This window comes from Polynucleobacter sp. UB-Tiil-W10 (assembly GCF_018881605.1).
GTDB lineage: Bacteria > Pseudomonadota > Gammaproteobacteria > Burkholderiales > Burkholderiaceae > Polynucleobacter.
Map to the genome: position 1 here is coordinate 900,269 of NZ_JACVPZ010000001.1, position 22,870 is coordinate 923,138.

General features: G+C 45.8%; 33 protein-coding genes. All 33 read left to right on the forward strand.

What is annotated here, in order from left to right:
• The first annotated feature begins 1 nt into the window (after position 1).
• The 33 genes from rpoC (at position 2) to rpoA (ending at position 22,855) form a co-directional block, all read left to right on the forward strand.
• Positions 2 to 4,264 (forward strand): DNA-directed RNA polymerase subunit beta', encoded by a 4,263-nt coding sequence (rpoC, locus tag ICN33_RS04560; RefSeq protein ID WP_216194925.1) that lies wholly within the window; start codon positions 2 to 4, stop codon positions 4,262 to 4,264.
• Positions 4,265 to 4,441: 177 nt separating this feature from the next.
• Positions 4,442 to 4,822 carry a 30S ribosomal protein S12 gene (rpsL, locus tag ICN33_RS04565; RefSeq protein WP_072582063.1) on the forward strand — a complete coding sequence of 127 codons (381 nt, stop codon included), beginning with the start codon at positions 4,442 to 4,444 and terminating at the stop codon, positions 4,820 to 4,822.
• Between the two features lie 161 nt (positions 4,823 to 4,983).
• Positions 4,984 to 5,454, forward strand: a complete 471-nt coding sequence (gene rpsG, locus ICN33_RS04570; RefSeq protein WP_011901897.1) for a 30S ribosomal protein S7 — start codon at positions 4,984 to 4,986, stop codon at positions 5,452 to 5,454.
• Positions 5,455 to 5,481: 27 nt separating this feature from the next.
• Positions 5,482 to 7,584 carry an elongation factor G gene (fusA, locus tag ICN33_RS04575; RefSeq protein WP_216194927.1) on the forward strand — a complete coding sequence of 701 codons (2,103 nt, stop codon included), beginning with the start codon at positions 5,482 to 5,484 and terminating at the stop codon, positions 7,582 to 7,584.
• Between the two features lie 51 nt (positions 7,585 to 7,635).
• Positions 7,636 to 8,826, forward strand: a complete 1,191-nt coding sequence (gene tuf, locus ICN33_RS04580) for an elongation factor Tu (RefSeq protein ID WP_216152347.1) — start codon at positions 7,636 to 7,638, stop codon at positions 8,824 to 8,826.
• A gap of 123 nt (positions 8,827 to 8,949) precedes the next feature.
• The gene (rpsJ, locus tag ICN33_RS04585) at positions 8,950 to 9,261 is read left to right on the forward strand and encodes a 30S ribosomal protein S10 (RefSeq protein WP_096673305.1); all 312 of its coding nucleotides are present in this window, start codon (positions 8,950 to 8,952) and stop codon (positions 9,259 to 9,261) included.
• 197 nt (positions 9,262 to 9,458) lie between these two features.
• Positions 9,459 to 10,115 (forward strand): 50S ribosomal protein L3, encoded by a 657-nt coding sequence (rplC, locus tag ICN33_RS04590; RefSeq protein ID WP_216196551.1) that lies wholly within the window; start codon positions 9,459 to 9,461, stop codon positions 10,113 to 10,115.
• Between the two features lie 11 nt (positions 10,116 to 10,126).
• Positions 10,127 to 10,747, forward strand: coding sequence for a 50S ribosomal protein L4 (gene rplD, locus ICN33_RS04595; RefSeq protein ID WP_011901901.1), 621 nt, complete (start codon positions 10,127 to 10,129; stop codon positions 10,745 to 10,747).
• Complete coding sequence (gene rplW / locus ICN33_RS04600) at positions 10,744 to 11,058, forward strand: 50S ribosomal protein L23 (protein WP_068320111.1); 315 nt, start codon at positions 10,744 to 10,746, stop codon at positions 11,056 to 11,058. The genes rplD and rplW overlap by 4 nt, the downstream gene beginning before the upstream one ends.
• Positions 11,059 to 11,060: 2 nt before the next feature.
• Positions 11,061 to 11,891, forward strand: coding sequence for a 50S ribosomal protein L2 (rplB, locus tag ICN33_RS04605; protein ID WP_215362450.1), 831 nt, complete (start codon positions 11,061 to 11,063; stop codon positions 11,889 to 11,891).
• Between the two features lie 19 nt (positions 11,892 to 11,910).
• Positions 11,911 to 12,189: a 30S ribosomal protein S19 gene (rpsS, locus tag ICN33_RS04610; RefSeq protein ID WP_011901904.1), complete on the forward strand. Its 279-nt coding sequence runs from the start codon at positions 11,911 to 11,913 to the stop codon at positions 12,187 to 12,189.
• Between the two features lie 7 nt (positions 12,190 to 12,196).
• Positions 12,197 to 12,529 carry a 50S ribosomal protein L22 gene (gene rplV / locus ICN33_RS04615; protein ID WP_198929325.1) on the forward strand — a complete coding sequence of 111 codons (333 nt, stop codon included), beginning with the start codon at positions 12,197 to 12,199 and terminating at the stop codon, positions 12,527 to 12,529.
• 8 nt (positions 12,530 to 12,537) lie between these two features.
• The gene (gene rpsC / locus ICN33_RS04620; RefSeq protein WP_216194929.1) at positions 12,538 to 13,365 is read left to right on the forward strand and encodes a 30S ribosomal protein S3; all 828 of its coding nucleotides are present in this window, start codon (positions 12,538 to 12,540) and stop codon (positions 13,363 to 13,365) included.
• 2 nt (positions 13,366 to 13,367) lie between these two features.
• Positions 13,368 to 13,781 carry a 50S ribosomal protein L16 gene (rplP, locus tag ICN33_RS04625; RefSeq protein WP_011901907.1) on the forward strand — a complete coding sequence of 138 codons (414 nt, stop codon included), beginning with the start codon at positions 13,368 to 13,370 and terminating at the stop codon, positions 13,779 to 13,781.
• Between the two features lie 14 nt (positions 13,782 to 13,795).
• Positions 13,796 to 13,990, forward strand: coding sequence for a 50S ribosomal protein L29 (gene rpmC, locus ICN33_RS04630; RefSeq protein ID WP_215362451.1), 195 nt, complete (start codon positions 13,796 to 13,798; stop codon positions 13,988 to 13,990).
• 12 nt (positions 13,991 to 14,002) lie between these two features.
• A complete protein-coding gene (rpsQ, locus tag ICN33_RS04635; RefSeq protein WP_011901909.1) occupies positions 14,003 to 14,272 on the forward strand; it encodes a 30S ribosomal protein S17 in 270 nt (89 codons plus the stop codon).
• A 183-nt stretch (positions 14,273 to 14,455) separates the two neighbouring features.
• A complete protein-coding gene (rplN, locus tag ICN33_RS04640) occupies positions 14,456 to 14,824 on the forward strand; it encodes a 50S ribosomal protein L14 (protein ID WP_072582069.1) in 369 nt (122 codons plus the stop codon).
• Between the two features lie 9 nt (positions 14,825 to 14,833).
• Entirely contained in the window at positions 14,834 to 15,142 is a 309-nt protein-coding gene (rplX, locus tag ICN33_RS04645; protein WP_011901911.1) for a 50S ribosomal protein L24, read from the forward strand.
• 16 nt (positions 15,143 to 15,158) lie between these two features.
• A complete protein-coding gene (gene rplE, locus ICN33_RS04650) occupies positions 15,159 to 15,701 on the forward strand; it encodes a 50S ribosomal protein L5 (RefSeq protein ID WP_046329383.1) in 543 nt (180 codons plus the stop codon).
• Positions 15,702 to 15,710: 9 nt separating this feature from the next.
• Positions 15,711 to 16,016, forward strand: coding sequence for a 30S ribosomal protein S14 (rpsN, locus tag ICN33_RS04655; RefSeq protein WP_071464445.1), 306 nt, complete (start codon positions 15,711 to 15,713; stop codon positions 16,014 to 16,016).
• A 24-nt stretch (positions 16,017 to 16,040) separates the two neighbouring features.
• The gene (gene rpsH / locus ICN33_RS04660) at positions 16,041 to 16,436 is read left to right on the forward strand and encodes a 30S ribosomal protein S8 (protein ID WP_011901914.1); all 396 of its coding nucleotides are present in this window, start codon (positions 16,041 to 16,043) and stop codon (positions 16,434 to 16,436) included.
• 10 nt (positions 16,437 to 16,446) lie between these two features.
• On the forward strand, positions 16,447 to 16,980 hold the full coding sequence (gene rplF, locus ICN33_RS04665) for a 50S ribosomal protein L6 (RefSeq protein WP_071464447.1): 534 nt from the start codon (positions 16,447 to 16,449) through the stop codon (positions 16,978 to 16,980).
• Between the two features lie 13 nt (positions 16,981 to 16,993).
• On the forward strand, positions 16,994 to 17,347 hold the full coding sequence (rplR, locus tag ICN33_RS04670) for a 50S ribosomal protein L18 (RefSeq protein WP_046329386.1): 354 nt from the start codon (positions 16,994 to 16,996) through the stop codon (positions 17,345 to 17,347).
• An 18-nt stretch (positions 17,348 to 17,365) separates the two neighbouring features.
• The gene (gene rpsE, locus ICN33_RS04675; RefSeq protein ID WP_011901917.1) at positions 17,366 to 17,884 is read left to right on the forward strand and encodes a 30S ribosomal protein S5; all 519 of its coding nucleotides are present in this window, start codon (positions 17,366 to 17,368) and stop codon (positions 17,882 to 17,884) included.
• Positions 17,885 to 17,908: 24 nt separating this feature from the next.
• A complete protein-coding gene (gene rpmD / locus ICN33_RS04680) occupies positions 17,909 to 18,097 on the forward strand; it encodes a 50S ribosomal protein L30 (RefSeq protein WP_215358833.1) in 189 nt (62 codons plus the stop codon).
• A gap of 27 nt (positions 18,098 to 18,124) precedes the next feature.
• On the forward strand, positions 18,125 to 18,565 hold the full coding sequence (rplO, locus tag ICN33_RS04685; protein ID WP_216194931.1) for a 50S ribosomal protein L15: 441 nt from the start codon (positions 18,125 to 18,127) through the stop codon (positions 18,563 to 18,565).
• 17 nt (positions 18,566 to 18,582) lie between these two features.
• Positions 18,583 to 19,920: a preprotein translocase subunit SecY gene (secY, locus tag ICN33_RS04690; RefSeq protein ID WP_216194933.1), complete on the forward strand. Its 1,338-nt coding sequence runs from the start codon at positions 18,583 to 18,585 to the stop codon at positions 19,918 to 19,920.
• A 4-nt stretch (positions 19,921 to 19,924) separates the two neighbouring features.
• Positions 19,925 to 20,143, forward strand: coding sequence for a translation initiation factor IF-1 (infA, locus tag ICN33_RS04695; protein ID WP_068320132.1), 219 nt, complete (start codon positions 19,925 to 19,927; stop codon positions 20,141 to 20,143).
• 35 nt (positions 20,144 to 20,178) lie between these two features.
• Positions 20,179 to 20,295: a 50S ribosomal protein L36 gene (rpmJ, locus tag ICN33_RS04700; protein ID WP_012357167.1), complete on the forward strand. Its 117-nt coding sequence runs from the start codon at positions 20,179 to 20,181 to the stop codon at positions 20,293 to 20,295.
• A 24-nt stretch (positions 20,296 to 20,319) separates the two neighbouring features.
• Positions 20,320 to 20,685, forward strand: coding sequence for a 30S ribosomal protein S13 (gene rpsM / locus ICN33_RS04705; protein WP_015420253.1), 366 nt, complete (start codon positions 20,320 to 20,322; stop codon positions 20,683 to 20,685).
• A gap of 18 nt (positions 20,686 to 20,703) precedes the next feature.
• Positions 20,704 to 21,111: a 30S ribosomal protein S11 gene (gene rpsK, locus ICN33_RS04710; protein WP_011901923.1), complete on the forward strand. Its 408-nt coding sequence runs from the start codon at positions 20,704 to 20,706 to the stop codon at positions 21,109 to 21,111.
• Between the two features lie 116 nt (positions 21,112 to 21,227).
• On the forward strand, positions 21,228 to 21,851 hold the full coding sequence (rpsD, locus tag ICN33_RS04715; protein WP_216194935.1) for a 30S ribosomal protein S4: 624 nt from the start codon (positions 21,228 to 21,230) through the stop codon (positions 21,849 to 21,851).
• Between the two features lie 23 nt (positions 21,852 to 21,874).
• Entirely contained in the window at positions 21,875 to 22,855 is a 981-nt protein-coding gene (gene rpoA / locus ICN33_RS04720) for a DNA-directed RNA polymerase subunit alpha (RefSeq protein ID WP_216189021.1), read from the forward strand.
• Positions 22,856 to 22,870 lie beyond the last annotated feature (15 nt).

Below are 22,870 nucleotides of genomic sequence, written 5' to 3' on the forward strand. Positions count from 1 at the left end.
TATGAAAGCATTGCTCGATTTATTTAAGCAAACGCAGGGCGAAGAGCAGTTTGATGTCATCAAAATTGGTCTCGCATCTCCTGAGAAAATTCGCTCATGGTCTTTTGGTGAAGTACGCAAACCAGAAACCATCAACTACCGGACTTTTAAGCCCGAGCGTGATGGTTTGTTTTGCGCCAAGATTTTTGGGCCAACTAAAGACTACGAGTGCTTATGCGGCAAGTACAAGCGCTTAAAGTTCCGTGGCGTTATCTGCGAAAAGTGCGGCGTTGAAGTCACTCTCGCTAAGGTACGTCGTGAGCGCATGGGCCACATTGAGTTGGCAGCTCCTGTAGCGCATATTTGGTTCTTGAAATCATTGCCATCCCGTTTGGGTATGGTTCTCGATATGACATTGCGTGATATCGAGCGCGTTCTTTACTTTGAAGCATATGTAGTCGTTGATCCTGGCATGACTCCTGAAGGCGCGATGAAGCGTGGTCAGATCATGTCTGAAGATGAATACATTGCCAAGACTGAAGAGTATGGTGATGGTGCTTTCACTGCCATCATGGGCGCGGAAGGTATTCGTGATCTCTTGCGTTCGATTGATATCGATCGTGAAGTAGAGACGATTCGTGCTGACTTAAAAGCAACTGGTAGCGATGCCAAGATCAAGAAATACGCTAAGCGCTTAAAAGTGCTCGAGGCGTTCCAGACTTCAGGTATTAAGCCTGACTGGATGATCATGGAAGTGTTGCCAGTATTGCCACCTGAATTGCGCCCATTGGTGCCATTGGATGGCGGTCGCTTTGCTACCTCTGATTTGAACGACCTCTATCGTCGCGTTATTAACCGTAACAACCGTTTGAAGCGTTTGTTAGAGTTGCGCGCACCAGAGATCATCGTTCGTAACGAAAAACGCATGTTGCAAGAAGCGGTTGACTCATTGCTCGACAACGGTCGTCGCGGTAAGGCTATGACTGGCGCTAACAAGCGTCCTCTCAAGTCCTTGGCTGAGATGATTAAAGGTAAGAGCGGTCGTTTCCGTCAAAACTTGTTGGGTAAACGCGTTGACTACTCAGGTCGTTCAGTCATCGTGGTTGGCCCTACATTGAAATTGCATCAGTGCGGCTTGCCAAAATTGATGGCTTTGGAATTGTTCAAGCCGTTTATTTTCAACAAGCTTGAGACTTTAGGAATCGCAACTACTATTAAGGCTGCGAAGAAAGAAGTTGAAAGTCAGACTCCAATCGTTTGGGATATTCTCGAAGAAGTGATTCGTGAACATCCAATTATGTTGAACCGTGCGCCTACATTGCACCGTCTCGGTATTCAGGCTTTCGAGCCAATGCTGATCGAAGGTAAAGCAATCCAATTGCACCCATTAGTTTGCGCAGCATTTAACGCCGACTTTGACGGTGACCAAATGGCGGTTCACGTTCCTTTGTCGCTCGAAGCGCAGATGGAAGCACGTACATTGATGTTAGCTTCGAACAACGTATTGTTCCCAGCTAACGGCGAGCCATCTATCGTTCCTTCACAGGACGTGGTGTTGGGTCTGTACTACGCTACACGCGACAAGATCAACGGTAAGGGCGAAGGCATGGTCTTCGCTAACATTACTGAAGTAGTACGCGCATACGAAGCAGGTCAAGTTGAATTGGCTTCTCGTGTTGCAGTGCGTATTACTGAGTTTGAAATCGTGGACAAGAAGGCAGAAGGCGAAGCGCGTTTTGCCCAGAAGACCAAAATCTATCAAACATCAGTTGGCCGTGCAATCTTGTCTGAGATTTTGCCTAAGGGCATGTCTTTCGAGGAAATTAACAAGCCTTTAAAGAAAAAAGAAATCTCACGCTTGATCAACACGTCATTCCGTAAGTGCGGATTGCGTGAAACAGTTATTTTTGCTGACCGCCTCTTGCAGTCTGGTTTCCGCTTGGCGACCAATGCTGGTATCTCAGTTGCGATCGACGATATGTTGATCCCAACATCTAAAGAGCGCATCATTACTGAGGCATCTGCCAAGGTTAAAGAGTATGACAAGCAGTTCATGTCAGGCCTCGTAACCAATCAAGAGCGTTATAACAACGTGGTTGATATTTGGGGTGCTGCAGGTGATCAGGTTGGCAAGGCGATGATGGACGAGTTGTCGCACGTTGATGTACTCGATCGTAATGGTAAAACTGTGCGTCAAGAATCCTTTAACTCTATCTACATGATGGCGGATTCTGGTGCACGTGGATCTGCAGCGCAGATTCGTCAGTTGGCCGGTATGCGTGGTTTGATGGCAAAGCCTGACGGTTCCATCATTGAAACCCCAATTACTGCGAACTTCCGTGAAGGTCTGAACGTATTGCAGTACTTCATCTCCACCCACGGTGCTCGTAAAGGTCTTGCTGATACAGCGTTGAAGACAGCGAACTCTGGTTACTTGACACGTCGTTTATGCGACGTTACTCAAGATCTCGTGGTGATTGAGGATGATTGCGGCGCCACTAACGGCGTCACTATGAAGGCTCTGGTTGAAGGCGGCGAAATTATCGAAGCATTGCGTGACCGTATTTTGGGTCGTGTATGTATCGGTGACATCGTTCATCCTGATACACAAGAAGTTATCGTTCCGAATGACACATTGCTTGACGAAGATCATGTTGATCAAATCGTTGCATTGGGTATCGACGAAGTTAAAGTTCGTACAGTATTGTCTTGCCTAACCCGCTTTGGTTTATGCGCTAAGTGTTACGGACGTGATTTAGGTCGTGGTGGTTTGGTTAACGTTGGTGAAGCAGTCGGTGTGATAGCTGCTCAGTCCATCGGTGAGCCAGGCACACAGTTGACTATGCGTACTTTCCACATCGGTGGTGCAGCGTCACGTGCTTTGGTTGCAAGCAATATTGAAGCTAAGTCAAATGGAGCATTGAAGTTCTCTGGCACGATGCGCGTTGTTAAAAACGCAAAGGGCGAGCAGATCGTGATTTCACGCTCTGGCGAAGCCTTGATTGTTGACGAGAATGGTCGTGAGCGCGAGCGTCACAAAGTTCCTTACGGTGCAACCCTCTTGTTAAAAGAAGATGCAGCAGTTAAGGCTGGCGCAAGCTTGGCGACATGGGATCCGTTAACACGTCCGATTATTTCTGAGTACGCTGGTATCGCTCGCTTCGACAACGTCGAAGAAGGCGTAACTGTTGCTAAACAGGTTGACGAAGTTACTGGCCTCTCCACTTTGGTGGTGATTGACGGTAAGCGTCGTTCTGCTGCAAGCAAAGGCGTTCGCCCAATGATCAACTTGGTTGATGAGAAGGGCAATGAAGTCATGATCGCTGGTACTGATCATCCAGTAAACATCGGCCTCCAGGTAGGCGCTTTGATTACTGTTAAGGATGGTCAGAAGGTCGAAGTTGGTGAAGTATTGGCACGTATTCCAATCGAATCACAGAAGACTCGCGACATTACCGGTGGTTTGCCGCGCGTTGCAGAATTGTTCGAAGCACGTTCACCAAAAGATGCAGCTGTATTGGCGAAAGTTACTGGAACAGTTTCCTTCGGTAAGGAAACCAAAGGCAAACAGCGTTTGGTCATTACTGATATGGACGGCGAAGCCAATGAGTTCTTGATTCCTAAAGAGAAGCAAGTTCTGGTTCATGATGGTCAAGTTGTGAACAAGGGCGAGATGATTGTGGAGGGCCCTGCTGATCCACACGATATCTTGACTCTCAGAGGCATTGAAGAATTGGCGATTTACATCGTTGATGAAGTTCAAGACGTTTACCGTTTGCAAGGCGTGAAGATTAATGACAAGCACATTGAAGTCATCGTGCGTCAAATGTTGCGTCGCGTGCAAATCACTGATGGTGGCGATACCGCTTACATCACTGGTGAACAAGTTGAACGCTCAAAACTGTATGACGCGAACGATTTAGTGATTGCCGCAGGTAAGCGCCCAGCTCAGTTCGAGAACGTGCTGTTGGGTATTACTAAAGCATCCTTGTCGACCGACAGCTTCATTTCAGCGGCTTCTTTCCAAGAAACCACCCGTGTATTGACCGAAGCCGCCATTATGGGCAAGACCGATACACTCCGTGGCCTCAAGGAAAACGTCATTATTGGTCGTCTGATTCCTGCTGGTACCGGCTTGTCTTACCGCCGTGCACGCAAGGTCAGGGAGCAATTCGAGCGTGATCGCGCTCAAATGATTGCCGCCGAAGAGGAAGCAATGGCCAATATGCCTGTAGAAATCGAGGCTGAAGTTGTTGCTCCTGCTGGGGAGGCTGATCCGAGCTAATTTGGTAATTCTGGCCAGAAATGGCCAGTTTTTTCCTCATTAGGTTGACGGAAAAGGCTGGCCAAGCTAGAATGCTGAGTTCTACTGATTCAGAAGAAGGTCTTTTTGACCTAGAAATTCTCTAAGTCATTGATTTTCTTAAAGAAAGCAACAAAGAAGTACTAACCGAGCTATTTTATGCCAACAATTAATCAATTAATACGCAAGCCAAGATCCAGGCTTATCGTTAAAAGCAAGAGCCCTGCACTGGAAAACAGTCCGCAGCGCCGTGGTGTTTGTACACGTGTGTACACCACTACTCCTAAAAAGCCTAACTCTGCGCTTCGTAAAGTAGCCAAAGTTCGCTTAACCAATGGTTTTGAAGTTATTTCATACATTGGTGGTGAAGGCCATAACCTCCAAGAACACTCAGTAGTGTTGATTCGTGGTGGTCGTGTAAAGGATTTGCCAGGTGTTCGTTACCACATCGTTCGTGGCTCACTTGACTTGCAAGGCGTTAAAGATCGTAAGCAGTCACGTTCCAAGTACGGTGCTAAGCGCGCTAAGAAATCTGCTTAATCTTTCAATAGATTTTTGCTGAAGTATTTGCAGTAAGTCTTCGTTTGTCAGACTTAAAAGACAAGTAAGTGGTTGTTCCGTCTAGGAATCTTCTTAGATAGTAGAGCAACCGGAGCGGATGATTCATGTGAATCATCCCTAACTGAACTGAAGGAGTAGTTATGCCACGTCGTCGTGAAGTTCCCAAACGGGAAATTTTGCCGGATCCAAAATTCGGCAATGTAGAAGTAGCTAAATTCATGAACGTCCTCATGTTGGACGGCAAGAAATCGGTTGCAGAGCGTATCGTTTACGGTGCCTTTGATCACATCGAGAAAAAAGCAAATAAAGAACCACTCGAAATTTTCTCAACAGCTATGGGCAACGTTAAGCCAATGGTTGAGGTGAAGAGCCGTCGTGTTGGTGGCGCTAACTATCAGGTTCCTGTTGAAGTTCGTCCATCACGCCGTTCTGCTTTGGCAATGCGCTGGGTGCGCGAAGCCGCTAAAAAGCGTGGTGAGAAATCAATGGCTCAACGTTTAGCCAACGAATTATTAGAAGCTGCAGAAGGTCGCGGCGGAGCAATGAAGAAGCGTGAAGAAGTTCACCGTATGGCAGAAGCTAACAAAGCATTCTCACATTTCCGCTTCTAATCGCACAGCAAAGAAAAGGTACCAACAGTGGCACGTAAAACCCCTATCGACAAATACCGCAATATCGGTATTTCTGCGCACATTGACGCAGGTAAGACAACTACTACAGAACGCGTTTTGTTCTACACCGGTGTTAACCATAAAATTGGTGAAGTGCACGATGGTGCGGCCACTATGGACTGGATGGAGCAAGAGCAGGAGCGTGGTATCACGATTACTTCTGCTGCTACTACAACGTTCTGGAAGGGCATGGCTGGTAATTTCCCAGAGCATCGCATCAATATTATTGATACCCCAGGACACGTAGACTTCACCATTGAGGTTGAGCGTTCAATGCGCGTATTGGATGGTGCTTGCATGGTTTACTGTGCGGTAGGTGGTGTACAGCCACAGTCCGAAACTGTTTGGCGCCAGGCTAACAAATACAAAGTGCCACGTTTGGCGTTTGTAAACAAGATGGACCGTACAGGTGCTAATTTCTTCAAGGTCTATGACCAGATGAAATTGCGTTTGAAGGCAAATCCTATCTTGATCCAAATTCCTATCGGCGCAGAAGAAAACTTCAAAGGCGTTGTTGACTTGGTCAAAATGAAGGCCATCTATTGGGATGAGGCTTCACAAGGTACAAAATTTAGCTACGAAGAAATTCCTGCTGAGTTACAGGCATCTGCTGAAGAGTGGCGCGAAAAGATGGTTGAAGCCGCTGCCGAAAGTTCAGAAGAGTTGATGGAAAAGTATCTCGGTGGTGAAGAGCTAACTGAAGCAGAAATCAAAACAGCATTGCGTCAACGTACGATCGCTAATGAAATCATTCCAATGATGTGTGGAACTGCTTTTAAAAACAAAGGCGTTCAGGCGATGTTGGATGCGGTGGTTGAATTGTTGCCATCCCCATTGGATGTTCCGCCAGTTCCTTGTGAATTGGAAGATGGCACACCAACAACACGTAAGGCTGATGATGCTGAGAAATTCTCCGCATTGGCATTTAAGATCATGACCGACCCATTCGTTGGTCAGTTAATATTCTTCCGCGTTTATTCAGGCGTAATGAAGTCTGGCGACACTATCTACAACCCAATTAAGGGTAAAAAAGAGCGTGTTGGACGTTTGTTGCAAATGCACGCAAATCAACGTGAAGAAATTAAAGAAGTTTACGCAGGTGATATCGCTGCAGCGGTCGGTTTGAAAGATGCGACTACTGGCGAAACATTATGTGATCCAGAGAGCATTGTTATTTTGGAGCGCATGGTATTCCCAGAGCCAGTGATTTCTCAAGCTGTAGAACCTAAGACTAAGCCTGACCAAGAAAAAATGGGTCTTGCTTTAAATCGTTTGGCTCAAGAAGATCCTTCATTCCGCGTTAAAACTGATGAAGAGTCTGGCCAAACTATTATTTCTGGAATGGGCGAGCTCCATTTGGAAATTTTAGTTGACCGTATGCGTCGTGAGTTTGGCGTTGAAGCAACTGTTGGTAAGCCACAAGTTGCATACCGCGAAACGATCCGCAAGGTCTGCGAAGAAATTGAAGGTAAGTTCGTTAAGCAGTCTGGTGGTCGTGGTCAGTATGGCCACGTTGTATTGAAGCTTGAGCCACAGGCACCAGGTAAAGGTTTTGAATTCATTGACGCCATTAAGGGCGGTGTAGTTCCTCGTGAATACATCCCTGCTGTAGAAAAAGGTATTCGTGAAACATTGAACTCCGGTATTTTGGCTGGCTATCCAGTTGTGGATGTCAAGGCAACCTTGTTCTTCGGTTCATACCATGACGTTGACTCCAACGAAAACGCATTTAAGATGGCGGGTTCGATGGCTTTCAAAGACGGTATGCGTAAAGCATCCCCAGTGTTGCTTGAACCAATGATGGCTGTTGAAGTTGAAACACCAGAAGATTTCATGGGTAACGTAATGGGCGACCTCTCATCACGTCGCGGTATTTTGCAAGGCATGGATGACATTCCAGGCGGCGGCAAGATTGTTCGCGCTGAAGTGCCATTGGCAGAGATGTTTGGTTACTCAACTGGCTTGCGCTCGTTGACCCAAGGTCGCGCCACTTACACCATGGAATTTAAGCATTATTCCGAAGCACCTAAGAACGTTGCTGAAGCAGTTATGGCTGCTAAAGCGAAGTAATTTATCCACATTATTTTGAATATTGACTAGCTAAAGAAAGCAGACAAAAAAATGGCAAAAGAAAAGTTTGAGCGGACAAAACCGCACGTAAACGTAGGCACTATCGGTCACGTTGACCACGGTAAAACCACATTGACAGCAGCAATTGCAACCGTGCTTTCTAAAGCATTCGGTGGCGAAGCTAAAGCATATGATCAGATCGATGCTGCTCCTGAAGAAAAAGCACGCGGTATTACGATTAATACAGCACACGTTGAGTACGAGACTGCAAACCGTCACTATGCTCACGTTGATTGCCCAGGACATGCTGACTACGTTAAGAACATGATTACTGGTGCTGCTCAGATGGACGGCGCAATTTTAGTTTGCTCTGCAGCTGACGGCCCAATGCCACAAACTCGTGAGCACATCCTCTTGGCACGCCAAGTTGGTGTTCCGTACATCATCGTGTTCCTGAACAAGTGCGACATGGTTGATGATGAAGAGTTATTAGAGCTCGTAGAAATGGAAGTTCGTGAGCTTCTTTCTAAATACAAATTCCCTGGCGATGACACACCAATCGTCCGTGGCTCTGCTAAGTTAGCTCTTGAAGGCGACGAAGGCCCATTGGGTAAAGAAGCCATCATGAAGTTGGCTGAAGCTTTGGATACATTTATTCCTACTCCAGAACGTGCTGTTGACGGCGCATTCTTGATGCCAGTAGAAGATGTGTTCTCTATCTCTGGTCGCGGTACTGTGGTGACTGGTCGTATCGAGCGCGGTATTGTTAAAGTCGGCGAAGAGATTGAAATCATCGGTATCAAGCCAACACTCAAGACAACTTGTACTGGTGTTGAAATGTTCCGCAAATTGCTCGACCAAGGTCAAGCAGGCGATAACGTTGGTATCTTGTTACGCGGTACAAAACGTGAAGAAGTTGAGCGCGGCCAAGTATTGGCTAAGCCAGGTTCAATCACCCCACATACTCACTTTACAGCCGAGGTTTACATCTTGGGTAAAGATGAAGGTGGTCGTCATACTCCATTCTTTAACAACTATCGTCCACAGTTCTACTTCCGTACCACGGACGTAACTGGTTCAATCGAGTTGCCAAAAGACAAAGAAATGGTAATGCCTGGTGATAACGTTTCTATTACCGTAAAGCTCATCGCTCCTATCGCGATGGAAGAAGGTTTACGTTTTGCGATCCGTGAAGGTGGCCGTACTGTTGGCGCCGGCGTGGTTGCAAAGATTTTGGCTTAAGTAGTAAGTTTTAAATAGTAAAAATATTTAGCGGTTTGCTAACCGGTGACATCAGTGCTGCTGATGTCACCGTGCTCTTTAGATATATAACGCGGCAGCACCGCAACGCTCTTTGGAATTAATATGCAAAACCAAAAAATTCGTATTCGTCTTAAGGCTTTTGACTATCGTTTGATCGATCAATCTGCTGCTGAAATCGTAGACACAGCTAAGCGTACTGGTGCTGTTGTTAAGGGCCCAATTCCTTTGCCAACGCGTATTGAGCGTTTTGACTTATTGCGCTCACCACACGTAAACAAGACTTCACGCGACCAGATGGAAATTCGTACCCATTTGCGTTTGATGGACATCATTGATCCTACTGAGAAAACTGTAGATGCTTTGATGAAATTAGACCTCCCTGCAGGTGTGGATGTCGAAATTAAGTTGCAATAATTCAGTATTTCCAGTCTTTTCCCTTGTCAAGACTGGTTTTTCAGGATAGAATCTAAGGCTTCACTCAATTATTTGGGCGAAATTTAAGGTTTTATTAGCATTAAAAACGTTGTAACTTATTGATTTAGAAGTACTTTTACTTGTAAATCACTTAAATTAATTTTGCCGACCAATCGAAGTCGGCGTGGAGCATGAATATGAGCTTAGGCTTAATCGGCCGCAAGGTCGGCATGACCCGTCTATTTACGGACGAAGGGGATTCTATCCCTGTAACCGTAATTGACGTGAGCGACAACAGAATCGCTCAAATCAAGACCCAGGCAACTGATGGCTATGATGCTATCCAGTTGGCACATGGCACACGTAGAGCTACTCGCGTTACCAAAGCAATGGCTGGTCACTTCGCTAAAGCAGGGGTGATGGCTGGTAACGGTCTCAACGAATTCCAATTAGACGCAGCAAAAATTGCAGAAATGACGCCAGGACAAGTAATTCCTGCCGAAACTGCATTTACTACTGGTCAAAAAGTGGACGTACAGGGCGTTTCTATCGGTAAGGGCTACGCAGGTACTATCAAGCGTTATCACTTCGCTTCAGGTCGCGCATCCCACGGTAACTCACGTTCACATAACGTACCAGGCTCTATCGGTATGGCGCAAGATCCAGGTCGTGTTTTCCCTGGTAAGCGTATGACCGGTCACTTGGGTGATGTTACCAAAACAGTTCAAAATTTAGTCATCGCACGCATTGATGCAGAACGTAATCTCATCATGGTTAAAGGCGCTATTCCAGGTGCCCCAGGCGGTAAAGTTATTGTTACTCCAGCGGTTAAAACACCGTTGAAGAAGAAATAAGGAGAGCGAATATGGAACTTAAGCTTCTCCAAGACAACGGTACTCTAGGTGCAGGCGTACAAGCTTCACCAGAAGTATTCGAACGTGAATATAACGAAGCATTGGTACACCAAGTTGTAGTGGCTTACCAAGCTAATGCACGAAGTGGTAACCGTGCACAAAAAGACCGTGAGCAAGTTAAGCACACTACCAAGAAACCTTGGCGTCAAAAAGGTACTGGTCGTGCACGTGCTGGTATGAGCTCTTCCCCGCTGTGGCGTGGAGGTGGTCGTATATTCCCGAATTCTCCAGAAGAGAATTTCAGCCAAAAAGTAAACAAGAAAATGTACCGCGCTGGTATGAGATCTATTTTGTCTCAGTTAGCACGCGAAGGTCGTTTGAATGTAGTTGATCAATTTTCTCTTGACGCTCCAAAGACTAAAGTTTTAGCTGATAAAGTTAAAGCAATGGGATTGGATTCAGTCTTGATCATTGTTGATCAGGTTAGCGAGAATTTGTACTTGGCTTCACGCAACTTGCATAAGGTTGCTGTATGTGAGCCACAGCACGCTGATCCATTAGCTTTAGTTCAATACAAAAAAGTATTGGTAAGCAAAGCAGCGATCGCAAAAATTGAGGAGTTGCTGAAATGAGCCAAGTCCGTAAAAACGATCACAACCTGATGAGGGTTTTGCTTGGACCGGTGATCTCTGAAAAAGCCACTATGGTTGCAGAGAAAAACGAACAAGTAGTTTTCCAAGTAGCTCGCGACGCAAACAAGAGCGATGTGAAGCAAGCAGTTGAATTGCTCTTTAAAGTGCAAGTTGACTCAGTTCAAATCGTGAATCAAAAAGGTAAGCCAAAGCGCTACGGCCGTTTTGAAGGTCGTCGTGACCACACTAAGAAGGCCTATGTAAGCTTGAAGCCAGGTCAAGAAATTAACTTTGAAGCGGAGGCGAATTAATCATGCCTTTGATGAAGACAAAACCGACCTCACCAGGTCGTCGTTCAATGGTCAAGGTGGTAAATCCTGACCTGCATAAAGGTAAGCCTTTTGCAGCGTTAGTAGAGCCACAATTCCAAAAAGCGGGTCGTAACAATAATGGTCATATCACTACCCGTCATAAGGGTGGTGGTCATAAGCATCACTATCGTGTTGTTGATTTCAAACGCAACGACAAAGATGGTATTCCAGCAAAAGTTGAACGCTTGGAATACGACCCAAACCGTAGTGCAAATATTGCATTGATCGTGTTTGCTGATGGTGAGCGTCGCTATATTCTTGCTGCTAAAGGGATGACTGTTGGTCAAGCCTTAATGAGCGGTTCAGAAGCGCCGATCAAATCTGGTAATAATTTGCCAATCCGCAATATTCCTGTAGGTAGCACAATTCATTGCGTAGAAATCATGCCAGGTAAAGGTGCTCAAGTAGCCCGTTCCGCTGGTGGTTCTGCAGTGTTGCTAGCTCGTGAAGGTGTTTACGCCCAGGTGCGTTTGCGCTCCGGTGAAGTTCGCCGTGTTTTGATTGACTGCCGCGCCACTATTGGTGAAGTAGGTAACGAAGAACACAGCTTGCGCGTTATCGGTAAAGCTGGTGCAAATCGCTGGCGTGGTATTCGCCCAACCGTTCGCGGTGTGGCAATGAACCCAGTAGATCACCCACACGGTGGTGGTGAAGGTAGAACCGGCGAAGGCCGCGTACCTGTATCTCCATGGGGCACTCCAACCAAAGGTTATCGCACACGTCGCAATAAGCGTACAACTTCGATGATCGTTCAACGTCGTCAAAAACGTTAAGCGATAAGGATAAATAGATATGACACGTTCAGCTAAAAAAGGCCCATTCTGCGACGCCAGCTTAGTAAAAAAAGTTGAAGTTGCACAAGCCAACAAAGACAAAAAGCCGATCAAAACTTGGTCACGCCGTTCAACAATCCTCCCAGACTTTATTGGTCTGACGATTGCTGTGCATAACGGTCGTCAACACGTTCCGGTATATGTATCAGAAAACATGGTGGGTCATAAGTTAGGCGAATTTGCCTTGACCCGTACTTTCAAAGGTCACGCTGCTGACAAGAAAGTAACGAAGAAGTAAGGGGATGATGATGGAAGTTAAAGCTATTCACAAGGGTGCCCGCATTTCTGCGCAAAAGACACGTTTGGTCGCCGACCAAATTCGTGGTTTGCCGATTGCTCGCGCATTAAACATTTTGAATTTCAGCCCCAAGAAAGCTGCCTTCATTGTGAAAAAAGTTGTTGAGTCCGCAGTGGCCAACGCTGAACACAATAAAGGTGCTGATATTGATGAGCTCAAGGTTTCAGCAATTATTGTTGATAAAGGCACTTCTTTGAAGCGCTTTACCGCACGCGCTAAGGGTCGTGGCAATCAAATTGAAAAACAAACTTGTCACATTAGCGTGACCTTGAGTAACTAAGGAAAAATATGGGCCAAAAGATAAACCCCACCGGATTCCGACTCGCGGTAACGAAGAATTGGACATCACGTTGGTATGCAAACAATACTGACTTCGCTAAGATGTTGAAAGAGGACGTTGATGTCCGCATCTATCTGAAGAAGAAGTTGAAGAATGCATCCGTAAGTAAAGTAGTGATTGAGCGTCCTGCTAAGAACGCACGCATCACTATTTATAGCTCACGTCCAGGCGTTGTAATCGGCAAAAAAGGCGAAGATATTGAAGTACTCCGTCGCGAATTACAAAAGCGCATGGGTGTTCCAGTTCACGTGAATATCGAAGAAATTCGTAAGCCAGAGGTTGATGCGCAATTGATCGCCGATTCAATTACTCAGCAACTCGAAAAGCGCATCATGTTCCGTCGCGCAATGAAGCGTGCAATGCAAAATGCTATGCGTCTTGGCGCTCAAGGCATCAAGATCATGTCTTCTGGTCGTTTGAATGGTGCTGAGATTGCTCGTCGTGAATGGTATCGCGAAGGTCGCGTTCCACTTCATACATTGAAGGCTGATATTGATTACGCAACATCAGAAGCTGAAACTACATACGGCATCATCGGTGTAAAAGTTTGGGTTTACAAAGGTGATACATTAGGTCGCGGTGCTGAAGCTCAAGTGGCTGCTCCATCTGCTGAGCCAACTGCCGAAGAAAAGAAAACTCGTCGTGCCCCAAGCAAAACAGCTGCTCGTAAACCAGCTGCTGGCACAGACAAGCCATTAGTTGCTGCTAAGCCAGCAGTAAAGCGTGTGCGCAAGGTTGAAACACCAGCCGCAGATACGCAGAAGTCAGGAGAGTAAGCATGCTACAACCAAAGCGTCGCAAGTATCGTAAGGAACAAAAAGGCCGTAACACTGGCGTGGCAACACGCGGTAGTTCTGTAGCCTTTGGTGACTTTGGATTGAAGGCCGTTGGCCGTGGTCGTTTGACTGCTCGTCAAATCGAGTCAGCACGTCGTGCTATGACTCGTCACATTAAACGTGGTGGCCGTATTTGGATTCGCATTTTCCCAGATAAGCCAATTTCACAAAAACCTGCTGAAGTACGTATGGGTAACGGTAAAGGTAATCCAGAGTACTACGTAGCTGAAATTCAACCAGGCAAAGTGCTCTACGAGATGGACGGTGTTGATGAGCAATTGGCGCGTGAAGCTTTCAAGCTTGCTGCTGCTAAGTTGCCTTTACAGACTACTTTCGTGATTCGCCACTTAGGTTGATCGGGATAGAGATTATGAAAAATACAGAATTAGCTTCAAAAGATCTGACAGCTTTAAATGCAGAGTTAACCGAGTTGCTTAAGACCGGTTTCAAACTCCGCATGCAAAAAGGCACTCAGCAACTCACAAATACTAGCCAATTGGGTAAAAATAAGCGCGACATCGCTCGTGTGAAGACTTTTATTGCCCAAAAGACTGCACAGAAATAAGGAAAAAGGGATATGACAGAATTATCTAAACCCTTACGCCGCACATTAGTGGGCCGCGTTGTTAGCGACAAAATGCAAAAAACTGTGACGGTATTAGTTGAGCGTCAAGTTAAGCATCCAGTGATTGGTAAGTACGTTGGCCAGTCCAAAAAGTACCATGCCCACGACGAAGCTGGCACATACAAGATGGGTGATACCGTTGAAATTGCTGAATCTAAGCCAATTTCACGCACTAAATCTTGGGTAGTGACCCGTTTAGTTGAGGCTTCAAAGGGTATTTAAAGAAATATTAGGGATTTTGGCGAAGTTTTTTCCCAAATCCCTGTTTTACGTAGTAGAATAGAAGGCTTCTCTGGTTTTATTGGAGAAGCAGTGTTTTTCATTAATTCCGGGTTTTAGCTTTCGTTAAAACCCATAGACGGAACCAAGACTGTTTGCCTTTGGCCAATAAGTTGGGGATTAGAAATGATACAAACCGAAAGTAGATTACAGGTTGCCGATAACACAGGCGCCAGTGAAGTGTTGTGCATCAAGGTATTGGGCGGCTCTAAGCGACGTTACGCCAGTATCGGTGATGTCATCAAAGTCAGCGTTAAGTCTGCTGCTCCACGTGGCCGTGTTAAAAAAGGTGATATTTATAACGCCGTAGTAGTGAGAACTGCTAAGGGTGTTCGCCGTCCAGATGGTTCATTGATTAAGTTCGATGGCAACGCTGCGGTATTGCTCAACGCTAAGTTAGAGCCAATTGGCACACGTATCTTTGGACCAGTGACGCGCGAGTTGCGTACTGAAAAGTTCATGAAGATCGTTTCTCTCGCCCCCGAAGTTATTTAAGAGGCTGATATGAAAAAGATTCGTAAAGGTGATTCCGTAGTTCTGTTGACTGGCCGCGATAAGGGCAAGCAAGGAACTGTTACAGCCGTTCTCGAGAACAAGTTAGTGATCGAAGGCGTAAACATTTATAAAAAGAGCGTTAAGCCAAATCCTGCAGCCGGAGTTACTGGCGGCATGATTGACAAGACGATGCCTGTTCACATTTCTAATGTGGCTGTGGTTGACGGTAACGGCAAACCATCACGTGTTGGTATCAAACTCGTGGACGGTAAAAAGCAACGTTTCCTGAAAACTACTGGCGCAACTTTAAGCGCATAAGGGGCACGGAGAAATTATGAGCACACGTTTTCAAGAACACTATCAAGCTAAAGTCGTTGCTGATTTGATCGCCAAATTTGGTTACAAATCTGTAATGGAAGTTCCACGTATCACTAAGGTAACCCTAAATATGGGCTTGGGTGATGCAGTGAACGACAAGAAAATTATCGAAAATGCAGTTGGTGATTTAACTAAAGTTGCTGGCCAAAAGCCTGTTGTGACTAAAGCTAAAAAAGCGATTGCAGGTTTCAAAATTCGTCAAGGCTACCCAATCGGTGCCATGGTGACATTGCGTGGTGCACGCATGTACGAATTTTTGGATCGTTTCGTTACTGTTGCATTGCCACGCGTTCGTGACTTCCGCGGTATTTCCGGGAAAGCATTTGACGGCCGCGGTAACTACAACATCGGCGTTAAAGAACAGATCATTTTCCCTGAAATCGAATACGACAAGATTGATGCCCTCCGTGGTCTCAATATCAGTATTACGACGACTGCTAAAACCGACGAAGAAGCAAAAGCTTTGTTGGCGGCATTCAAATTCCCTTTCCGCAATTAAGAGGCTAACGTGGCAAAACTATCCCTAATTGAGCGCGAGAATAAGCGCGCAAAAACTGTAGAGAAGTACGCTGCCAAGCGTGCGGAACTCAAAGCGATCATTGCTGATCAATCACGCAGCGATGAAGAGCGCTATGAAGCTCGCTTGAAGCTACAGGCACTTCCACGTAACGCAAGCCCGATTCGTCAAAGAAATCGTTGTTCATTAACCGGTCGCCCACGTGGCACATTCCGTAAATTCGGTTTGGCTCGTAGCAAGATTCGTGAAATCGCCTTCCGTGGCGAAATCCCCGGTTTAACCAAGGCCAGCTGGTAAGCGGCGAAAGAATTAGGAGAACTCATGAGTATCAGCGATCCAATCGCCGACATGTTGACAAGGATCCGCAATGCGCAAGCAGTGCAGAAACCCGTAGTCTTGATGCCGTCGTCAAAAGTTAAAGTAGCCATCGCAAAAGTTTTGCAAGATGAAGGCTATATCGAAAGTTTTGAAATCAAAGGTGAAGCAGCTAAGCCAGTGCTACACATCGATCTCAAATACTATGCAGGCCGTCCTGTTATTGAGCGTATTGACCGTGTATCAACACCAAGTCTACGTATCTATAAAGGCCGTCATGACATTCCAGAGGTAATGAATGGCTTGGGCATTGCAATTATTTCAACCCCTCAAGGCGTAATGACAGACCGTAAAGCACGTGCAACAGGCGTGGGCGGCGAAGTTATTTGCTACGTAGCTTAAGGAGCGAAATATGTCCCGCGTAGGTAAATCACCAATTACAGTTCCTAAAGGCGCTGAAATCAGCATCAACGGTGCAAACGTTACTGTTAAAGGCCCATTGGGTACTTTGACACACAACTTGCATCCTTCTGTTGGTTTGAAACAAGAAGATGGCGTATTGACAGTTGTTTTAAATAACGATTCACCAGAAGCTGGTGCACAGTCAGGTACAGCACGTGCTTTAGTAAACAATATGGTTGTTGGCGTAACTGCTGGTTTTGAGCGCAAGCTCAGCTTGGTAGGCGTTGGTTACCGTGCTGCTGCTCAAGGCGAAACATTGAAATTGCAGTTAGGTTTCTCACACGACATTATTTACAACCTGCCAAAGGGTGTGAAGGCTGAGACTCCAACTCAAACTGAAATCATTATCAAAGGTTCCAACAAGCAGCAGGTTGGCCAGGTCGCAGCTGAAGTTCGCGCATACCGTTCACCAGAGCCATATAAAGGCAAAGGTGTTCGCTACGTGGATGAGGTTGTGCATCTGAAAGAAACTAAGAAGAAGTAAGCGAGATTAGAAAATGAATAAAGACGAATCCAGACAAAGACGCGCTAGGCAGACTCGTATTCGCATTGCTGAAGCATTGGCAAATCGCTTAACAGTTATCCGTAGCAATACTCATATTTCTGCTCAGGTTTATAGCCCATGCGGAACCAAGGTTGTAGCAGCTGCTTCAACAATGGAAAAAGATTTGCGCCAAGCGATCAAAAACGGCGGCAACGCTGAAGCGGCAAAACAAATCGGCAAGTTAGTTGCTGAGCGTGCTGTTAAGGCAGGCATTGTTGATGTTGCTTTCGATCGTTCCGGTCATCGTTACCACGGCCGTATTAAGGCCTTAGCTGAAGCTGCGCGTGAAGCCGGCCTGAAGTTCTAATAGGGTTTAGGAAAAAACATGGCAAAAATGCAAACTAAGATGCAAAACGAAGAGCGTGATGATGGTCTTCGCGAGAAGATGATTGCTGTTAATCGTGTAACTAAAGTGGTTAAGGGTGGTCGTATTCTCGGCTTCGCTGCACTCACTGTAGTTGGCGATGGCGATGGCCGCATCGGCATGGGTAAAGGCAAATCAAAAGAAGTTCCAGTTGCTGTTCAAAAGGCAATGGACGAAGCACGTCGCAAGATGATCAAAGTAACTTTGCGTAAAGGTACTTTGCAGCACACGGTTACTGGTCAGCATGGCGCATCACGCGTTTTAATCTCACCAGCTAAAGACGGTACTGGAATTATTGCTGGCGGCCCAATGCGCGCGATTTTCGACGTAATGGGTGTAACTAACGTGGTTGCTAAGTCACTTGGCTCTACAAACCCATACAACTTGGTTCGTGCAACGATTGATGGTTTGAGCAAGATGAGTACTCCTGCTGAAATTGCTGCTAAGCGCGGCAAGTCAGTTGAAGAGATTCTCGGCTAAGACCAAAAGATTAGGAATCTATAAATGACAACATCTAACTCCAAAGTCAAACTGCAATTAGTACGCAGCTTGATCGGTACACGCGAAAGCCACCGTGCAACTGTTCGAGGCCTAGGCCTTCGTCGCATCAATTCAGTTTCTGAATTGGAAGACACTCCAGCTGTTCGCGGCATGATTAATAAAGTTTCTTATCTAGTTAAAGTCGTTGGCTAATAACTAGCAAGTAAATAGGCGAAGAATATGCAACTCAATACAATTAAACCTGCAGAAGGCTCCAAGAAAAACCGTCGTCGCGTTGGTCGCGGCATTGGTTCTGGTCTTGGTAAAACTGCTGGCCGTGGTCACAAAGGTCAAAAATCCCGCTCAGGTGGTTTCCACAAGGTCGGATTTGAAGGCGGTCAGATGCCTATGTATCGTCGTTTGCCAAAGCGTGGTTTCGTGTCTTTGACACGTCGTCATGTTGGTCAAATTACTTTGAACGACTTAGCAAAAATCAATTTGCCAGAAGTTGACCTATTGGTATTGAAGGCTCACGGTTTTGCTAGTGAACAAATCAATGCAGTTAAGGTTATTAAGACTGGCGAACTCAAGATTGCTGTAACCCTCAAGGGCATCACAGCAACTGCCGGCGCTAAAGCAGCTATTGAAGCAGCTGGCGGTAAATTGGTTGAATTGGTTTAATAGGTCTTTTAGTAGATATGGCTTTAGCACCTACCAATAACGCAAACACTGCAGCATCAGGCGGCAAGTTTGGCGAATTACGCCAACGCTTAATCTTCCTGGTGTTGGCTTTGCTCGTGTTCCGTTTAGGTGCTCATATTCCAGTTCCTGGAATTGATCCGGACCAACTGGCACAGTTGTTCTCGGGTCAAAAAGACGGCATTTTGGGAATGTTCAACTTGTTTTCAGGCGGCGCTTTATCTCGCTTCACTGTATTTGCTCTGGGCATCATGCCTTACATATCTGCATCGATCATCATGCAGTTAATGACGATTGTTGTTCCTTCCTTGGAGTCTTTGAAAAAAGAAGGCCAAGCAGGTCAACGCAAGATTACTCAATACACTCGTTACGGTACCGTGTTCTTGGCTACTTTCCAAGCATTGGGTATTTCCGTGGCATTACAAGCTCAACCAGGCTTGGTAATTAATCCAGGCTTGATGTTTGAGTTGAATACTGTAGTGACTTTAGTTACTGGCACGATGTTCTTGATGTGGCTTGGTGAGCAAATTACTGAGCGTGGTTTAGGTAACGGTATCTCCATCATTATTTTTGGTGGCATTGTTTCTGGCTTGCCAAACGCGTTGGCCAGCTTGTTGGAGCTGGTTCGTACCGGCTCAATGAATATTATTTCTGCATTGCTTATCGTTGTTATTTGCGTAGCAGTGACTTATTTTGTGGTGTTTGTAGAGCGCGGTCAGCGTCGTATCTTGGTGAACTACGCTAAGCGTCAAGTTGGTAACAAGATTTACGGTGGGCAGTCTTCTTACTTCCCGTTGAAGTTAAATATGGCAGGTGTAATTCCTCCGATCTTTGCTTCTTCAATCATTCTGTTCCCTGCAACTATTGCTGGCTGGTTTACTTCAGGTGAGCCAACGAATATGTTCAGTAGGATTATTAAGGATTTGGCAGCTACTTTGGCACCAGGTCAGCCTGTGTACACCATTTTGTATGCAGCTGCGATTATTTTCTTCTGTTTCTTCTATACCGCACTGGTATTTAACAGCCGCGAGACTGCTGAGAATTTGAAGAAGAGTGGTGCTTTTGTTCCGGGTATTCGTCCTGGCGATCAGACAGGTCGATATATCGACAAGATCTTGGTACGCCTGACATTGGCCGGTGCTATTTATATGGTTCTGGTTTGCTTGTTGCCAGAATTCTTGGTCTTAAAGTACAACGTGCCGTTTTATTTCGGCGGTACTTCATTGTTGATTATTGTTGTTGTTGCAATGGATTTCATGGCTCAAGTTCAGTCATTCGTTATGCAACAGCAATACGGCTCTTTGATGAAGAAGGCTAACTTTAAGATGGGCGCTTAACTGAATGTCTAAAGACGATGTAATTCAGATGGCGGGAGAAGTTGTAGAGAATTTGCCGAACGCGATGTTTCGCGTGAAGCTAGAAAATGGACATGTGGTTCTAGGGCACATTTCTGGAAAGATGCGGATGCATTACATCCGTATTTTGCCGGGAGACAAGGTGACGGTGGAGATGACTCCTTACGACCTAACGCGTGCCAGAATCATTTTCCGCGCGAAGTAAAGATTAAGAAGTACCTATTTTTTTAGAGGTGAGTTATGAAAGTTTTAGCATCCGTTAAGTGTATTTGCAGAAATTGCAAGATCATTAAGCGCAAACGCGTTGTTCGCGTGATCTGTTCTTCAGACGCACGTCATAAGCAGCGTCAAGGCTGATCTGGTTAATTAAGAGGAAATCTCATGGCACGTATCGCTGGGGTAAATATCCCAAATCATCAACATACTGTTATTGGTTTAACAGCAATTTTTGGCATCGGCACTACTCGTGCTCGCAAAATTTGTGAAACCACAGGTGTTGCAATCGACAAAAAAGTTAAAGACCTTACTGACGGTGACTTGGAAAAGTTGCGTGATGAAGTAGGTAAATTCATTACTGAAGGTGACCTTCGTCGTGAAGTAACTATGAGCATCAAGCGTTTGATGGACTTAGGTTGCTACCGTGGCGTTCGTCATCGTAAGGGCTTGCCTGTACGTGGTCAACGTACTAAGACTAACGCTCGTACCCGCAAGGGCCCGCGTAAGTCTGGCGTGCAACTGAAGAAATAATCAAGAAAGTTTATTGACATGGCAAAACAACAATCCGCTTCTGCAGCTTCACAGCGCGCACGTAAGAAGGTTAAAAAGAACGTTGCTGACGGTATTGCACACGTTCACGCTTCTTTTAATAACACCATTATTACGATCACTGATCGCCAAGGTAATGCGCTTTCATGGGCAACATCTGGTGGACAGGGTTTTAAAGGCTCACGTAAATCAACACCTTTTGCTGCTCAGGTAGCTGCTGAAGTTGCTGGTAAAGCTGCTGTTGAATGCGGCATCAAGAACTTGGAAGTTCAGATCAAAGGCCCAGGCCCAGGTCGTGAATCAGCAGTTCGTGCATTGAACTCATTGGGTATCAAGATCACTGAGATTCAAGACGTAACTCCAGTTCCACACAATGGTTGCCGTCCTCCTAAGCGTCGTCGTATCTAAGCTAGGAAGTTGGCAGTACAAGTTTTAGTAGTTTTTTATTAAAGCCCACTGTTCGCCTGATTTAATGGGCGAACTCACCGTCGGTCGTAAGACTGCGGCAAAGAAAGGAAAGCATCGTGGCACGTTACTTAGGGCCTAAGGCCAAATTAGCACGTCGGGAAGGTACCGACTTATTTTTAAAGAGCGCACGTCGCGCCCTGTCAGACAAGTGCAAGTTAGATACTAAGCCTGGTCAACATGGCCGTACATCTGGCTCAAGAACATCTGATTACGGTAATCAATTGCGTGAAAAGCAAAAGGTTAAGCGTATGTATGGAATTTTAGAGCGTCAGTTCCGTCGTTATTTTGCTGAAGCTGAGCGTCGCAAGGGAAATACAGGCTCGATGTTGCTTCAGTTGTTAGAGTCACGTCTTGATAACGTTGTTTATCGTATGGGCTTTGGTTCTACTCGTGCTGAAGCACGTCAGTTGGTTTCTCACTGTGCAATCTTGCTCAATGGCAGCCCAGTAAATATCCCATCTATTCAGGTTAAGCCTGGTGATGTAGTTGCCATTCGTGAAAAAGCGAAGAAGCAAGCGCGTATTACAGAATCACTCAATTTGGTTGGACAAATGGCACCTGTTACTTGGGTTTCAGTTGATGCAGCTAAGCTCGAGGGAACATTTAAGCAAGTGCCTGACCGCGAAGATATTAGCGGTGAAATTAATGAAAGTTTGATCGTTGAATTGTATTCACGCTAATTAGGCACTCTCAAGGAAAAAATATGCAAACAAATTTGCTCAAGCCAAAGATTATTTCTGTTGAAGCGCTTACCGCCAACCAAGCTAAGGTTGTTATGGAGCCGTTCGAGCGTGGCTATGGCCACACACTCGGAAATGCATTACGTCGTGTACTATTGTCCTCGATGGTTGGTTATGCGCCAACTGAAGTAGCTATTGCTGGTGTTGTTCATGAGTACTCCACATTAGATGGAGTTCAAGAGGACGTAGTAAATCTCTTGTTGAACCTCAAAGGTATTGTATTTAAGTTGCAGTCACGCGATGAAGTTACTATCAATTTGCGTAAAGAAGGTCCCGGCGTTGTTACAGCTAAAGATATCGACTTGCCACATGATGTAGAAATCATGAACCCTGATCATGTGATCGCTCACTTGTCAGCTGGTGGTAAGTTGGACATGCAAATCAAGGTTGAAAAAGGCCGTGGTTATGTACCAGGTAACGTACGTCAGTACAGCGACGAAACAACAAAGATTATTGGTCGTATCGTTCTCGATGCTTCATTCAGCCCAGTAAGCCGTGTTAGCTATGCCGTTGAGTCTGCTCGTGTTGAGCAACGTACTGACCTCGATCGTTTGGTAATGACTATCGAAACAAACGGTGTGTTATCTCCTGAAGAAGCTATTCGTCAAGCAGCTAGCATCTTGGTTGATCAATTGGTTGTATTCGCGGCCCTCGAAAGCAGCGAAGTTTCTGGTGATTTAGCACCAAGCCGCTCATCAATGGTTGATCCAATGTTGATGCGTCCGGTTGATGATCTCGAGCTCACAGTGCGCTCTGCAAACTGCTTGAAGGCTGAGAACATTTACTACATTGGTGACTTGATTCAACGTACAGAGAATGAATTGTTGAAGACGCCTAATCTAGGTCGTAAATCTTTGAATGAAATTAAAGATGTTTTAGCGGCTCGTGGCTTAAGTCTTGGCATGAAACTCGAAAGCTGGCCTCCAGCTAACCTCGAGAAATAATTAGAAAGGAAGCAT

What these genes read in the sequence shown, in the direction of transcription:
- rpsJ (WP_096673305.1), top strand. Translation starts at nt 8,950, where the DNA reads ATGCAAAACCAAAAAATTCGTATTCGTCTTAAGGCTTTTGACTATCGT.
- rplE (WP_046329383.1), top strand. Translation starts at nt 15,159, where the DNA reads ATGAGCACACGTTTTCAAGAACACTATCAAGCTAAAGTCGTTGCTGAT.
- rpsL (WP_072582063.1), top strand. Translation starts at nt 4,442, where the DNA reads ATGCCAACAATTAATCAATTAATACGCAAGCCAAGATCCAGGCTTATC.
- rplP (WP_011901907.1), top strand. Translation starts at nt 13,368, where the DNA reads ATGCTACAACCAAAGCGTCGCAAGTATCGTAAGGAACAAAAAGGCCGT.
- rpoC (WP_216194925.1), top strand. Translation starts at nt 2, where the DNA reads ATGAAAGCATTGCTCGATTTATTTAAGCAAACGCAGGGCGAAGAGCAG.
- rplW (WP_068320111.1), top strand. Translation starts at nt 10,744, where the DNA reads ATGAGCCAAGTCCGTAAAAACGATCACAACCTGATGAGGGTTTTGCTT.
- rplO (WP_216194931.1), top strand. Translation starts at nt 18,125, where the DNA reads ATGCAACTCAATACAATTAAACCTGCAGAAGGCTCCAAGAAAAACCGT.
- rpoA (WP_216189021.1), top strand. Translation starts at nt 21,875, where the DNA reads ATGCAAACAAATTTGCTCAAGCCAAAGATTATTTCTGTTGAAGCGCTT.
- rplF (WP_071464447.1), top strand. Translation starts at nt 16,447, where the DNA reads ATGTCCCGCGTAGGTAAATCACCAATTACAGTTCCTAAAGGCGCTGAA.
- rpsK (WP_011901923.1), top strand. Translation starts at nt 20,704, where the DNA reads ATGGCAAAACAACAATCCGCTTCTGCAGCTTCACAGCGCGCACGTAAG.
- rpsG (WP_011901897.1), top strand. Translation starts at nt 4,984, where the DNA reads ATGCCACGTCGTCGTGAAGTTCCCAAACGGGAAATTTTGCCGGATCCA.
- rpsS (WP_011901904.1), top strand. Translation starts at nt 11,911, where the DNA reads ATGACACGTTCAGCTAAAAAAGGCCCATTCTGCGACGCCAGCTTAGTA.
- rpmC (WP_215362451.1), top strand. Translation starts at nt 13,796, where the DNA reads ATGAAAAATACAGAATTAGCTTCAAAAGATCTGACAGCTTTAAATGCA.
- rpsM (WP_015420253.1), top strand. Translation starts at nt 20,320, where the DNA reads ATGGCACGTATCGCTGGGGTAAATATCCCAAATCATCAACATACTGTT.
- rpsH (WP_011901914.1), top strand. Translation starts at nt 16,041, where the DNA reads ATGAGTATCAGCGATCCAATCGCCGACATGTTGACAAGGATCCGCAAT.
- rpmJ (WP_012357167.1), top strand. Translation starts at nt 20,179, where the DNA reads ATGAAAGTTTTAGCATCCGTTAAGTGTATTTGCAGAAATTGCAAGATC.
- rplD (WP_011901901.1), top strand. Translation starts at nt 10,127, where the DNA reads ATGGAACTTAAGCTTCTCCAAGACAACGGTACTCTAGGTGCAGGCGTA.
- rplB (WP_215362450.1), top strand. Translation starts at nt 11,061, where the DNA reads ATGCCTTTGATGAAGACAAAACCGACCTCACCAGGTCGTCGTTCAATG.
- rplR (WP_046329386.1), top strand. Translation starts at nt 16,994, where the DNA reads ATGAATAAAGACGAATCCAGACAAAGACGCGCTAGGCAGACTCGTATT.
- rpsE (WP_011901917.1), top strand. Translation starts at nt 17,366, where the DNA reads ATGGCAAAAATGCAAACTAAGATGCAAAACGAAGAGCGTGATGATGGT.
- rplC (WP_216196551.1), top strand. Translation starts at nt 9,459, where the DNA reads ATGAGCTTAGGCTTAATCGGCCGCAAGGTCGGCATGACCCGTCTATTT.
- infA (WP_068320132.1), top strand. Translation starts at nt 19,925, where the DNA reads ATGTCTAAAGACGATGTAATTCAGATGGCGGGAGAAGTTGTAGAGAAT.
- rpmD (WP_215358833.1), top strand. Translation starts at nt 17,909, where the DNA reads ATGACAACATCTAACTCCAAAGTCAAACTGCAATTAGTACGCAGCTTG.
- rpsC (WP_216194929.1), top strand. Translation starts at nt 12,538, where the DNA reads ATGGGCCAAAAGATAAACCCCACCGGATTCCGACTCGCGGTAACGAAG.
- rplN (WP_072582069.1), top strand. Translation starts at nt 14,456, where the DNA reads ATGATACAAACCGAAAGTAGATTACAGGTTGCCGATAACACAGGCGCC.
- rpsQ (WP_011901909.1), top strand. Translation starts at nt 14,003, where the DNA reads ATGACAGAATTATCTAAACCCTTACGCCGCACATTAGTGGGCCGCGTT.
- tuf (WP_216152347.1), top strand. Translation starts at nt 7,636, where the DNA reads ATGGCAAAAGAAAAGTTTGAGCGGACAAAACCGCACGTAAACGTAGGC.
- secY (WP_216194933.1), top strand. Translation starts at nt 18,583, where the DNA reads ATGGCTTTAGCACCTACCAATAACGCAAACACTGCAGCATCAGGCGGC.
- rplX (WP_011901911.1), top strand. Translation starts at nt 14,834, where the DNA reads ATGAAAAAGATTCGTAAAGGTGATTCCGTAGTTCTGTTGACTGGCCGC.
- rplV (WP_198929325.1), top strand. Translation starts at nt 12,197, where the DNA reads ATGATGGAAGTTAAAGCTATTCACAAGGGTGCCCGCATTTCTGCGCAA.